The sequence below is a fragment of the Streptosporangium sp. NPDC002524 genome, assembly GCF_040295985.1.
GTDB lineage: Bacteria > Actinomycetota > Actinomycetes > Streptosporangiales > Streptosporangiaceae > Streptosporangium.
Window position 1 is genome coordinate 375486 of sequence record NZ_JBEOWK010000002.1, and the last position, 12518, is coordinate 388003.

13 protein-coding genes are annotated in these 12518 nt (G+C 70.8%); 7 read left to right on the forward strand and 6 right to left on the reverse strand.

Annotated features, from left to right (window positions below):
* Positions 1-120: 120 nt before the first annotated feature.
* The gene (locus ABT053_RS04270) at positions 121-1089 is read left to right on the forward strand and encodes an NAD(P)-dependent alcohol dehydrogenase (RefSeq protein WP_350967395.1); all 969 of its coding nucleotides are present in this window, start codon (positions 121-123) and stop codon (positions 1087-1089) included.
* Positions 1090-1227: 138 nt separating this feature from the next.
* Here ABT053_RS04270 and ABT053_RS04275 read toward each other — a convergent pair whose 3' ends face one another.
* Together ABT053_RS04275 and ABT053_RS04280 are read right to left on the reverse strand one after the other, a co-directional pair.
* Positions 1228-2931: a serine/threonine protein kinase gene (locus ABT053_RS04275; RefSeq protein ID WP_350967396.1), complete on the reverse strand. Its 1704-nt coding sequence runs from the start codon at positions 2929-2931 to the stop codon at positions 1228-1230.
* Entirely contained in the window at positions 2921-3667 is a 747-nt protein-coding gene (locus ABT053_RS04280) for a hypothetical protein (RefSeq protein ID WP_350967397.1), read from the reverse strand. Before ABT053_RS04280 ends, ABT053_RS04275 begins: the two co-directional genes overlap by 11 nt.
* Before the next feature lie 304 nt (positions 3668-3971).
* Here ABT053_RS04280 and ABT053_RS04285 point away from each other — a divergent pair, with 304 nt between their 5' ends.
* From ABT053_RS04285 to ABT053_RS04310, 6 genes are all read left to right on the forward strand, one after another.
* Entirely contained in the window at positions 3972-5075 is a 1104-nt protein-coding gene (locus ABT053_RS04285) for a right-handed parallel beta-helix repeat-containing protein (RefSeq protein ID WP_350967398.1), read from the forward strand.
* Between the two features lie 28 nt (positions 5076-5103).
* On the forward strand, positions 5104-5862 hold the full coding sequence (locus ABT053_RS04290; RefSeq protein ID WP_350967399.1) for an aggregation-promoting factor C-terminal-like domain-containing protein: 759 nt from the start codon (positions 5104-5106) through the stop codon (positions 5860-5862).
* Between the two features lie 24 nt (positions 5863-5886).
* The gene (locus ABT053_RS04295; protein WP_350967400.1) at positions 5887-7212 is read left to right on the forward strand and encodes a M23 family metallopeptidase; all 1326 of its coding nucleotides are present in this window, start codon (positions 5887-5889) and stop codon (positions 7210-7212) included.
* A 214-nt stretch (positions 7213-7426) separates the two neighbouring features.
* A complete protein-coding gene (locus tag ABT053_RS04300; protein WP_350967402.1) occupies positions 7427-7768 on the forward strand; it encodes a hypothetical protein in 342 nt (113 codons plus the stop codon).
* A gap of 365 nt (positions 7769-8133) precedes the next feature.
* A complete protein-coding gene (locus ABT053_RS04305) occupies positions 8134-8805 on the forward strand; it encodes a GmrSD restriction endonuclease domain-containing protein (RefSeq protein WP_350967403.1) in 672 nt (223 codons plus the stop codon).
* Positions 8802-9077 (forward strand): hypothetical protein, encoded by a 276-nt coding sequence (locus ABT053_RS04310; RefSeq protein WP_350967404.1) that lies wholly within the window; start codon positions 8802-8804, stop codon positions 9075-9077. The genes ABT053_RS04305 and ABT053_RS04310 overlap by 4 nt, the downstream gene beginning before the upstream one ends.
* A 149-nt stretch (positions 9078-9226) precedes the next feature.
* Here the strand turns inward: ABT053_RS04310 and ABT053_RS04315 are convergent, their stop codons facing one another.
* The 4 genes from ABT053_RS04315 to ABT053_RS04330 all read right to left on the reverse strand — a co-directional run bounded on the left by ABT053_RS04315 (position 9227) and on the right by ABT053_RS04330 (position 12421).
* Positions 9227-10141 (reverse strand): hypothetical protein, encoded by a 915-nt coding sequence (locus tag ABT053_RS04315; protein WP_350967405.1) that lies wholly within the window; start codon positions 10139-10141, stop codon positions 9227-9229.
* Between the two features lie 241 nt (positions 10142-10382).
* Positions 10383-10589 (reverse strand): hypothetical protein, encoded by a 207-nt coding sequence (locus tag ABT053_RS04320; RefSeq protein ID WP_350967406.1) that lies wholly within the window; start codon positions 10587-10589, stop codon positions 10383-10385.
* Positions 10590-11168: 579 nt separating this feature from the next.
* Positions 11169-12272, reverse strand: a complete 1104-nt coding sequence (gene manA, locus ABT053_RS04325; protein WP_350967407.1) for a mannose-6-phosphate isomerase, class I — start codon at positions 12270-12272, stop codon at positions 11169-11171.
* Positions 12269-12421: a hypothetical protein gene (locus ABT053_RS04330; RefSeq protein ID WP_350967408.1), complete on the reverse strand. Its 153-nt coding sequence runs from the start codon at positions 12419-12421 to the stop codon at positions 12269-12271. Before ABT053_RS04330 ends, manA begins: the two co-directional genes overlap by 4 nt.
* Between the last annotated feature and the right edge of the window lie 97 nt (positions 12422-12518).

A 12518-nucleotide genomic window follows, 5' to 3' on the forward strand; every position in this document is an offset into this window, starting at 1 on the left:
GAATGGCGAACACGAATGGCGAGTGCGGACGGTGAGTGCGGATGGCGAGCGCGAATGGCGAGTGCGGATGGCGAGGGCGGGATTTCGTCCGGATTTTCGGGTGATCGCTATAATTCAGTCATGAAGGCCGCGGTCCGCACCAGGTATGGCCCACCGGAAGTGGTCCGTTTCGCAGAGGCCGAGAAACCGGCGCCCAAGGACGGCGAGATCCTCGTCAAGGTCCACGCGACGACGGTCAATCGCACGGACTGCGCTCTGAGGGCGGCGAAGCCCTTCGTCTGGAGACTTTTCACCGGGCTCGTCAGGCCGAAGGTGAGAATTCTCGGAAACGAGTTCGCGGGAGAGGTCGAGGCGGTGGGCGGCGGCGTCACGTCCTTCACGGCCGGCGACCGGGTGTTCGGATACAACGAGAGCGGATTCGGGGCCCACGCCCAGTACATGTCGATCTCCCAAGACGGCGCGATCGCGCTCATCCCGGAGGGCCTGACCTACGAGGAGGCCGCTCCCAGCACCGAGGGCTCGCACTACGCCCTCACGATCATCAGGACGGCGAAGGTCCGGAGCGGGCAGGACGTCCTCGTCTACGGTGCGACCGGGGCGATCGGCTCGGCGGCGGTCCAGCTCCTGAAAGGACTCGGCGCGAGTGTGACCGCGGTTTGCGACACGAGGAACGTCGAGCTGGTCAGGGGGCTGGGGGCCGACCGGGTCATCGACTACACGGCCGAGGACTTCACGAGGCACGGGCGGGAGTACGACATCGTCATCGACGCGGTCGGCAAGAGCTCGTTCGGCCGGTGCAGGCGGCTGCTGAAACCGCGCGGGATCTATCTCGCGTCGGACCTGGGTACCCTGTCGCAGAACCTGGTCCTGGCACTCGTCACCCCGCTGCTGCGCGGCAGGAAGGTGATGTTCCCCATCCCGAAGCAGAACGACCCGGAGATCGCACGGCATTTCAAGGGACTCATCGAGTCCGGCGGTTTCACACCGGTCATCGACCGGCGATATCCACTGGACGAGATCGTCGAGGCCTATCGATATGTCGAAACGGGCCAGAAAACGGGAAATGTAGTGATCACGGTCGAACATTAGAGCCGTCGAGCATCGGAAGGGCCGCAGCACATCGGAGCCGTCGGGCGCCGGAACCACCGGCCCGGCGCGGACTCGGGATCGGATGCGACGCGGCCCGTCTGACGTGCGCGGACGTGGTTCCCGGCGGGCGCGGGGCCCTCAACCGTCGGGTGGGCCGACGCACCCGTTCGGCCCCATGCCGTCGATCCGGCGCACTCGCACGCTCGCCAGTGAGGTCGCCGATTTCACGAGAGCCTCGTCGACCTCGCTGCCGGAGGCGTGGACGCGTCGTGCGGACGCGAGACTCACCGCCATCAGTTCGACCCGGTAACGCTGGCCGACGCCCGTGCGCGGCCCGCCGAAGAACTGCGCGCCTCTCCACGTGGAGAGGCTGCCCGGTCTCTCGAATCCGTGGACGAACTGGATGTATTTCGCGGGGTCGCCGTTGTCGAGGTTCTGCATCGCGAGGATGAGCGTGGTGCTGGGCCGGAGCCTGGCCGTTCCGGTGAAGTAGGAGCAGTGCTTCACAGCCGAGCGGTCGGTCGGCGAGGTGATCGTCCCGGCGGCGTCCGCCGCGTCGCCGGTGGTCGCCGCCAGCCCGGAGGGCGTCGGCGTCGCGGTGGTGGGGGCGGCGTACGAGGCCGACGGTCCCGTGGTGCGCGCCGGGAAGCCGGACAGCAGGAGCGCACTCGCGGTGCCGGTGACGGCCAGGGCGGCGATCGCGGCGGCGAGGCGGCGCGGGCGTGACCGTTCCTTCGCGCCGCCGACGCCGGCAGGCGGTGCCTGCTCCGAGCCGCCGGCCGCCGGGTGCGCGGCCTCGAGCAGGCCACGGCTCCACCTTCGCAGGTCGGCCGGACGGCGTGACGCGTCGACGTTCAGGGCGGTCAGGACATGCGAGGTGAGGCGGTCACGGTCGCCGACCCCCGCCTCCCCGGCCACGGCACGAAGCTCGAGTTCGATGTACGCGGCACCGTCGGGAACGTCGGCGGCAGGAGGGTCCTGCCCGGTGAGGCAGAAGAAGGCGAGCGCGCCGAGCGAGTAGACGTCCGCGGCGACGGTCCGGGGAAGGTGCGGTGCGGCCAGTACCTCCGGCGCGGTGTAGGGAGGCGTGTGCCAGCCGGTGAAGTCGTATCCGTCGTCGACGAGACGCAGGGTGCTCACGTCTATGAGCACCAGGCCACGCCTGGCGTGCACGATGCAGTTGGAAGGCTTCAGGTCCCGGTGCAGGCTCGGGTTGCCGCCCGATCGCGTCATGGAGGCGAGGCCGGCGAGCGCCTCGCCGGCCTGGACCACGTGGAGAAGACGGTCGCGGACCGTGTCGTCGCGTGCCCGGTCGCCCGCCAGAAGGTCCTGCAGCGTCGCTCCCTCGACCCACTCCATCACCAGGTAGGCCATGGTCGTGGTGACGGCGGTCGCCTCGGGCGGCGGGCTGTCGTACGGATGGGGTGCCGCGCCGAGAAACACCTCGTCCAGCCGCACCACGTGGTCCAGCCTCAGGTGCCGTAGCAGTACGGCGTGGTCGCGCCAGCGTTGCCGGTCGCGCGACGAGGGCCAGTCGGGCCCCGCGTCGTGTGGCGGATGGAGGAGTTTGACGGCCAGCGGCAGGGGCGAGGTCAGATCGCCGTGATAGCGCGCCTTCCAGGTGACGCCCTGCCCGCCCGGTATCCCGTCGCCCAGCAGCTCGTACCGGTCGGGCGCGTCCGCCGGGCCGACGAACAACCCGTTGGGCTCGTCGGCGGGGACGGCGGGCCGAGCCCGCGCGCCGCCGGTGACGTCCGTGCCGGACGCCGAGGTGGGGAGGTCCGGCCCGCCCCGGGTGTCCGCTTCGCGGCCCGGCGGGGGGTCGTGGCGGTCAGATTCCATCGTCTTCCCCGGCCTCCGGGTCGGACGGCAGGTCGTCGAGGTCCTCCGCGCCGACGACCGCGCTGCGCATCGCCCAGCGGGCCAGCGCCCATCGGAAATCGTCGTGCACGGCCTGCTCGTCGTCCATGGTCATTCCTGGGACCCCGTGGCCGGCCAGGCTCTCCCGCAGCGACTTGACGACATTGCGGATGTACTGGGGCCGCCTGCCCAGCCGCCTGCCGATCTGGGCGTACGTCGCCGGAACCGCCCGCGGGCCGGTCCTCCTCAGCAACGGCTCGCACAGCGCGGCGATCACGATCCGCTGCACCCTGGTGAACACGATGGGAGAGGTGACCGTCTCGGGAGCACGGGTCACCACCTCGCCCGGGTGATGGCCGGCGGACGGCGTCACCGACCGGGCGTCCACCCGTACCGTCACCGTCGACCCGCCGCGGCCGGTGAAGACGACGGAGAAGACCATGAACGGCAGGGAGGTCATCGCCGCCCCCGGCTCGACGACGCGGTCCTCACCGGACGGCGGCCGGATGACGAGGGGTTTGTGCCGCGAGTCGTTGCGTACCAGAACGCAGTCGTTGAGGACGAGCAGTGAACCCGCCCGCCGTGACAGGTGTTCGTCGTCGGGCAGGTGCACGTCGCACGCGCGGCTGCGACCCATTGTCAGCAACCGCCCGCGAGCCACCGTCCATTTATCGCCTTTGAACGCGACCAGTACCTCGTCGACTGATTCGTCGGGCATACCGGTCATCGTGTAAGTCATATTCCGGCCGGCTTTCGCGTGAGTGGGCGACTCTGGCACTCATTGATCGTGCTCGGCGTTTACTGGGTGACTTGAATAATAGCGATTTATGCGCGAATGGTAAGGACGAAGGAGGCGCCCGCGATCGCGCGGAGGACGTTCGCGATGAATGTCGTGGCGTTTCCCGGAGAAGCCGCGTGCCCTCCCGATGGTGCGGGGGTGTACTACCGCCCCGCCGGGTCTCCCCGTTCACTCCTAAGGAATCGCCCGGATCACGGGCGTCCGCGGAAGTGGAGGAGAACCCATGACGAATCCGAGACGCGCCGGTCGTCGTGTCCTGACGGTCACGTCCCTTGTGGTGATCGCGGCCGGTGCCGTCGCCGCGACACTCGCCGGCGCGGGTCCCGCGGCCGCCGCGCGTGTCACCGCGACCTGCGCCAACAACAACGGCGACGCCGCCGTCATCCAGGCGGCGATCGACGGCTCGGCGGCCGGCGACGAGATCGTCATCGACGGGCCGTGCACGATCGTCAGCACCGTCATCTTGCGCGGCAACCGGGCGTACCGCGGCGACAGCCCGTCCACCCTCCTCAGGGAGGGCAACGGCAGCAACCTCGCCGCGGTGCTGGCCTCCGACTCGTGGATCAACAACGACGCCTTCGCCGGAGAGCCGATCTCCCTGCGCGGTCTCACGATCGACGCCAACGCGGCCAACAACCCCACCGGCGGGGACGCGGTCGTGATCCGTTCCTGGCGCAGCACCGTCGAAGGCCTCAACATCCGGAACGCCAGGGCCCACGGACTACGTGTCACCAACACCTCGCGCAACGGCACGACGCTGACCAACACGATGGTCAACGGCAGCATTCGCGGCCTGTTCGTGGAGAACTCCGGGCAGCACGGCATCTACGTCCAGGACACCGGCAATTCGGTGACCGACTGGAACCTCACCGAGAGCTGGGTAGCGGCCAGCGGGGGCGACGCGATCAAGCTCGACAACTCCGCCGGCTGGACGGTCGAACGCAACCACGTCTACGGCGTCGGCGGCTCCGGCATCAACGCGAGCCGTCTCTTCGCGACCAGCGTCAGCGACAACTACGTCGAGGACTTCGTCACCAACGGCATCGGCGTCACCGTCCAGGGCGACGCCGCGAGCACCGTCGTCGGCAACCGCGTCTTCCAGTTCAGCGGAGCGGGGACCACGTATCTGGCAATCAAGCAGGTCAACTACGGCACCGGCCATGTCGCCGTCACCGGCAACGTCGTGCGCGGCAACGGCTCCGGCGTCGGTCTTTCCTACCAGCGCGGCGGCAACCAGCTCACCGTCGTCTCATCGGGCAACGCCGTCAGCGGCGTGACCAGCCCGCTGCTCTTCGGAACAGGCGTCAACGTGTCCGCCGGGCTCTGACCCGCCGCCGGCACCCCGGGAGAACACGATGAACATCTTCGTACGCCACCTGCCCCGCTCCTTCACCGCCGGGATACTCGCCGCCGTGCTGCTGGCGGGGCTCGGCTTCACCGGTCCCGCGCGAGCGGCGCCGAACACCCCTTCGCTGGCGGCGGGCGAGACGCTGTCGTCCGGCCAGCGGCTCGTCTCCCCGGACGGGCAGTACGTGCTGGTCATGCAAGGTGACGGGAACCTGGTGCTGTACGCCCCGGGCAACCGGGCCGTGTGGGCCACGGGGACTCACGTCAACGGTTCCAGCGCCGAGATGCAGGGCGACGGCAACCTCGTCGTCTACGCCCCCGGTCATGTGGCCGTCTGGGCCACGGGCACCGGCGGCCGCCTCCACCTCGAACTGCAGAGCGACGGCAACGCCGTGCTGTACACCGACGACGGCCACGTGGCCCGCTGGGCGTCGGCCACCATCACCGACCGGAACAACACCGGCCAGGTGCGCTACCACGGCTACGTCCTCATGCGCGGCAACGGGTGGCCCGACTCCCACTGGTCCTCCCTGGACAACCTGTGGACCGGAGAGAGCGGGTGGCGGTGGAACGCGACGAACCGCGGCTCCGGGGCGTACGGCGTACCGCAGGCCTACCCCGCGTCCAAGATGGCCGAGGCCGGTGCCGACTGGCGCGACAACCCGGCGACCCAGATCCGGTGGGGCCTGCAGTACATCAGGCAGAGGTACGGCTCACCGCAGGAGGCGTACCGGCAATGGTCCGATCGCACACCGCACTGGTACTGACCGGCACGGAGAACGGAGTCAGCCATGCCCATCCCCCGAAGGGCGTTCACCGAAAGGCCCGGATCCAAACGCGTCACCACGCTTCTGGCCGCCCTCACCCTCATCCTGGTCCCAGCCGTTACCGCCGCCCCCGCGCTGGCCGCGCCCGACGGATATCTCTGGTGGCCGGCGGACGGCATCGTCTCAGGCGCCTGTGGGGAGGCCCGCAGTACTCCGACACCGCACAGGCACGCCGGCGTCGACATCGCCCGCCCCTCGTCGACCCCGGTCTACGCCGCCTACGACGGCACCGTCGTCTGGAGGGACGCGGATTCCGGGGGGTACGGCAACCACCTGGACGTCGTCCATTCCGGTGGATGGACCACCCGCTACGCGCATCTGGCGGAGTCGGTCGAAGAACCGCTGGTCCCGAACGGCGCGGTGGTCACCCGCGGCCAGTTGCTGGCCCACACCGCCGTCAACGGTGACTCGACCGGTCTGCACGTGCACTTCGAGATCCGCAGGAACGGCAGCCTGCAGTGCCCGGCCAACGCCGGCCGCGGCACGACCATCACGGCACGCCGGCCGACCTCGGTCAGCGTGGGAACCCCCGCGACCCCGGAGGGGGTGGTGAACGGCGGAGGCGTTCACATCACGGGCCCCAACTCCTACACCGACGTCTCCAGCACGGGTCAGGTCTACGCCTGGAACGGCGGTCACCACGGGGGTTCTCCCACCGGATACACGGGGCGGTTCGTGGACGCCAAGGTGACCGCGGGAGGGGGAGGCTACTGGTTGCTGACCTCGGCGGGTCAGGTCTACGCCTACGGGAACGCCCCCTACAAGGGAGGCAGCCCCACCGGCTACTCCCAGGAGATCGTCGCCATCGCCGCGATGCCCGACGCCCAGGGCTACGTCATGGTGAGCGCGGCCGGGCAGGTCTACGCCTACGGCTCGGCCGTCCATCGTGGCGGCGCTCCCACGGGCTACACCGGCCGGTTCGTCGACGTCGAGATGACGCCGGACGGAGGCGGCTACTGGCTGCTGACCTCGGCGGGCCAGGTCTACGCCTACGGCAACGCCCAGTACTGGGGCGGCAGCCCGACGGGATTCAGCCGCGCGGTGGTCGCCATGTCACCCACCCGCGACGGCCAGGGATACGTGATGGTCAGCAAAGCGGGTGAGATCTACGCCTATGGCAGCGCGCGGTACACGGGCGGCTCTCCGCCCGGCATCACCGGTGAGATCTCCGACGTGAGCTACCGCACGGACGGTGCCCACGGATATGTGATGATCTCCACCGGCGGCGGCCACTACGCGTACGGCACGCCCTGGCTGGGGAATCCCGGCGGAACCACGTCGATCTTCTGAGCGCTCGGCCCGATCGCCCGCCCGGTGTCCCGCACCGGCGGGCGACCGGGCTGTCCGGCGCTCGCGTGTCGCCCGGAACACGCGGACGAGATCTTCGGCGGGCGTGGTGTCGCCGTACGGGCGGATGGTTTGCCGCACCTCTCGCCGGGCAGGCGGCCGGTGATCGGAAATATCGGTTCCGCTCACCGTCGGCGGCGAGGGAGGTGCGATCCCGATGAGCGTCCAAACGCTGTCAGTCGCGTTCAGCTGGGCCCTTCTGGCGATCGGGTGCGTGCTGGCCGCGCACGGTGTCCAGGTGCTGGTGACGGGCCGGGCTCCGCGCCTGGTCTCGGGGCCGGGCCGGGTCCTGCGGGTGCGGCTGTACGCCTGGTCGATGCTGTTCTTCGCGTTCTTCGCCTTCTCCACGGCGTCGCCCCGGCTGCTGGGCTGGACGGACGAGCTCTCGCTCACCGGCTTCACCCTGCTCGCGCTCGCCTTCGCGGTGGTGGCGCTCACGCTGATGGCGAGGGCGAAGAAGGTGCTGGTCCCCACGACCTCACGCGACCGGGAGGCGTGACGACGCCTCGCCGTGTCCTCCGCCGCCCCCTCGCCATGCCCCTCTGCCGTGCCCCTGCCGGTCTTCGCGCCCCGGTTCTCGCCTGGTTTCCCTGGCCCGGTCACCGGTCCCACACCGAGTTTGATCAATAAATCTCCGCGCCTTACCGGAGCTTTCCCCGCCGCCGCTCACGTGTTCCCGGTCGCGTTCCCGGTCGCGGTGGGTCCTCGGGCGGCGAAGCTTGCCGGGAGGTCGTCCGGGCGTGCCGGGCCGGTCGTCCGGGTGCTCGCGCGGTCGCGGGGTGTTCTCCCACATATCCGCTACGTTCTGTGGTGGGGGCGGCGTTTCTCGTTACTCCGAGCGATCACTGCTGGTAGTGGTGGCACATGCTGACAAGACAACGGCGCCACACGGTCGCCATCCTCACAGCCCTGCCCGCCCTCCTCGCCGCCCTCGCCGGGCCGGCCGCCGCCGCGGTCAAGCTGCCCGAGCCGTCGGTCCCGCCGATCGCCCGCGCCGAGCTGAACCTGCTCACCGTCGCGGAGCCGCGGTCGATGGACGGCTACAGCCGGGACCGCTTCCCGTACTGGGGCCTGCGCACCCCGACCTGCGACGCCCGCGAGACGGTGCTGGCGCGCGACGGGCAGAACGTGCAGCGCGACGACACCTGCCGGGCGGTGTCGGGCTCCTGGTACTCGCCGTACGACGGGCGCACCCTCAGCTCGGCCGCCGAGGTCGACGTCAGCCACATCGTGCCGCTGGCCAACGCCTGGCGCTCCGGCGCCGACGCCTGGACCGACGTCGAGCGCAAGAACTTCGCCAACGATCTGGAACGGCCGCAGCTGCTCGCCGTCTCCGCCACCTCGAACAAGAGCAGGGGCGATCAGGGCCCCGAGGCGTGGAGGCCGCCGCTCGCCGCCTCCCGCTGCATGTACGCCCGTGCCTGGGCGGATGTGAAGTACCACTACCGTCTCACCGTCACCGCCGAGGAGAAGGCCGCCCTCGCCGAGATGCTCGACACCTGCCGTCCCCAGCCGGCCGGTGAGGACGATAAGTGAGCGAGGTGGCCGGCCGCGAACACTACGACAACCAGGTGCTCGCCGGGCCCGGCGGGGTGATGACCGACGAGATGGGGGTCATCACCGGTGATCTCGCCGTACGCACCGAGGTCCGCGACGACCAGGCACACGTCGCGGTGCAGTATCTCGGCGCGGAGGAGTGGTACACCCTGACCGGCAGTCCCGCCCCGCTGGCCGGTCACACCGGCGAGGAGATGCACGAGGCGGTGCTGGCCGCCATCCAGGCGGGCCTTCCCGGCGGGCTCGGCTGATCCGGCAGGTCCCGGCCTTGGCGAATGGCCCCGGCCCCGGTCACGTGCCGGGGCCGGGACCGGGGCCGTCGGCGGAGGTGTCCGGGCCGGTGGCGCGAGGTGTCCGGGTATCCAGGTGTCTAGGCCGGTGGTGCGAGGTGTCCGGGTGTCTAGGCCGGTGGCGCGAGCCGCATCAGCTGGTCGCGGGTGTTCTCGTCGAGGTTCGCCCGGAGCAGCCCGTTGTCGACACCGGGTTCGCAGGCCGTCAGGATCCGGACGGCCGCGGGCGGCCCGTCCGGGTAGCCGAACAGGAGTCGCACGCCCTCGGTCTCGGGGCACGCCTTCTCGCTCGGCAGGGTGTCCAGGGAGTTGAGCGTCGCCGCCAGGGCCTCGGCCGTCTCCCTGCCGTGCTCCAGGCGCGGGGCCGGCCCGTCGTACGAGGCCTGCCCGCAGACCAGGACCGAGACGGGCCCGCCGGGCACCATCCGCTCGTACTGACCCCGGCGCCCGGGGAACCCGAGGCAGGGGTCGCCGGGCCGTACGGGATTCCACGTCCCGGTGCGGTAGGCGGCGGTGATGTCCCGCCCGACGTACGAGCGGCTGCCGACGGTGCCGTTCGTCGTCGTCACGCAGGAGCCGGCCTCCTCGGCGCTGCCCACCCACAGGGCCTTCCCGCGGGGGTAGGCGAACCTGATGAGATAGCTCGTCGTCGCCCCGCCCCGTCGCGCGCACGGGCCGCCGGGATCGGCCGTGGTCACCGGGAGGTAGCCCAGGTCGCGGGCGATGGCCCCGGCCCCGCCGGTCAGGAGCCGGGATCCGGCGAGCCGCTCGCCTCCCGGGCGCGTGCCGTCGCCGGGGTAGGCGCAGATCATCGCAGTGATCGGCTCTCCGGGGACGAGCGACTCCTCGACCCCGTCGAGGTCGGCGACGGCGGGCACCCAGCCGCCGGGCCGGTCGCCGCCCCAGCGCTCCGGGCACGACACCGGCGCGGGCGAGGGCGCGCGCACCGCCTGTGAGATCAGCGCGACCGCCCCGCACGCCGCCGTCACGGCCAGGGCGACGCGGACACCGTGGAGAAGCCTCACGACACTGAAACGTCAATCCCCTGGGAAAGGTTCGGAAGGCGGTGGAAAAGGGCTGTGCGTCCCGCCGGTGCGGGGACTTTTCGCGACATTTCCGTGTACGTGTGGGATGCCGGGCGGCGACCTGCCTTCCCGTGGGGACGGCCCGCTTTCCCACGGGGAGTGGGCGGGGGCGGAGGACGGCCCGCTTTTCTGCGGGGAGCGGCCGGGGCCGCCGGGGGATTGTCCACGTCCTGCCTCCCGGTCACTTCTTGGGGGCGAATCCGTGCCTGACCTCGCCCTTGGTGCAGCGCGGGCAGGGGCGGTACTGACGAGGGAAGAAGGTGGCCTTCAACGTGCCGGAACCTCGGCATTTGCGGCATTTCGAGAGGTAATTACGGATCCAATCGGAGATGACCCATATGACGAACACGGCGAGGATGAGCAACGCGGGTTCCACGGTGAACTCCACCTGGTGAGGGTTTCATGAGGCCTTCCCTCATAACACCTCGCGTTCGTGTCGACGCGTTGCGTTTCGGTGGTCGGTATATCGCCTGCTCATAACGGTTGCGGCGGCCCGCGCAATTGTGATTACCCCTCTTGTGGTGTTTTGGGGAGGGGAAGCGGTCCGGCCGGGCATTGCACAAAGGTGTCGAAGGCGCCGAAGGTGCCGAAACCATCGAAGGCGCGATAGGCAACCCGGCCATTCCCGGTCTCAGCGGGACGATGCCCAAGGCGCGGCGGGCGCCCGGCCGTTCCCGTTCCCGGCTCCCCCGTTGGAGCCGGGAACGGGGCGCTCAGCCGGTCGCGAGGTGCTCGGCTTCGTGGTGCAGTACCTCGACCAGGATCAGCTCCAGATGGAGGTCCTGATCCGTGAGGTCGTCGGACGGTGTCATCGAATACCTCCAGCCTCGCTGGTGGGGACGCCCCGCCCGCCTCGGGGGTGTATCCGCCATACCAGGCCGGTATGAACATCGGGGCCCCGCACGGCGTCCCGTGCGAGGCCCCCGCCCTCCGGTCCCGGCGTCCTCGGGGACGGCCGGGGAGGAGGTCAGCCGATCCCGGGCTCGGCCCAGAAGAGCGTTCCCGAGCCGTGCGCCTCGACGGGCCCGTGGGCGGCGGGGACGAAGACGGAGTCGCCGGGACGCAGGGTGTGCTCGCCGGTCTCGATCTCGCCCTCGGTGCACAGCAGGATGCGCGGCACCCCGCCCTCCAGGGTGAGGCCGGAACCGGGGACGGCCGTACCGAGACGGAACTCGGGGACCGGGGTGCGATAGAGGTTGCCGACCGGCTCGACCCGCAGAGCCGGGACCGAGGGGTCGGTGACCCGCAGCAGCTCCTCCACGTCCATCGGCTTGCCGGTCAGGCCCGCGCGCAGCACGTTGTCGGAGCCGCCCATGATCTCCACGCCGAGCCCGCTCAGGTAGCAGTGCAGGACCCCGGCGCCCAGGAAGAGCGCCTCGCCGGGCCGCAGCTCGTGGCGCCGCAGGAACAGCGGGGCCAGGCAGGCGGGGTCTTCCGGGTGGATCCCCGCCAGGCGTACGACCAGCTCGTTGTCGGGGCCGCCGGCGGCCGAGGCGGCGCGCGTGATGGCGGCCACGAGGTCGGCCCTGCCGTCCTTGGGCCACTCCACCAGCGCGCGGAGCGCGGCGGAGGCGTCCCCGGCGGCCAGCGGCGCGACGACGGGCTCCAGCTCCGCGACGCCCAGCCCGCCGATGAGGGCCGCCGCCTCCCGGGGAGGACGGAACCCGGCCAGCGCGGTGAACGGGGTGAGCGCGCAGATCAGCTCCGGCTTGGGGAACGGGTCGACGTAGGTGCCCCGGGCGAACCCCTCCCGCGCCTGCTCCTGCGAGGGGTGGACCTGGAGCGAGAGCGGCAGATCCACCGCGATCAGCTTCAGCAGGTACGGCAGCCGCGAGCCGAACCGCTCGACGGTCTCCCTCCCCAGCTCGGCCACCGGGTCGGCGGCCACCGTCTCGGCGAGGGAGTGCCACGTCCCCCGGCGCAGCACCGACGAGGAGCCTGATGGATGAGTGCCGAACCACATCTCCGCCTCGGGCAGCTCCGCGGGGGAGGGGCGCCCGGCCAGCGTGGCGATGGCCGTGCGCGAGCCCCAGTCGTAGTTCTTCACGGGGTTGCGCAGGAGGTCCGTCATGACGCCTCCACCGGTGCGTACGCGGCGGTGCCGAGCCTGGCGGCACGCCCGCGGCCGTTCTCCGGCCGGGAGGACCGCCGCGTGGGCGTGCCGCCGGGCCCGGCCTTGCCTGCCGCCGCGCGGGCGGCGGGGATGAAGGAGTCGTTCATGATCCTCTGAGTCCGTGTGAGTCCGTGTGAGTCCGTGTGAGTCCGTGTGAGTCCGTGTGAGTCCCGGTGGGCCCGGGTGGGCCCGGGTGGGCCCGGG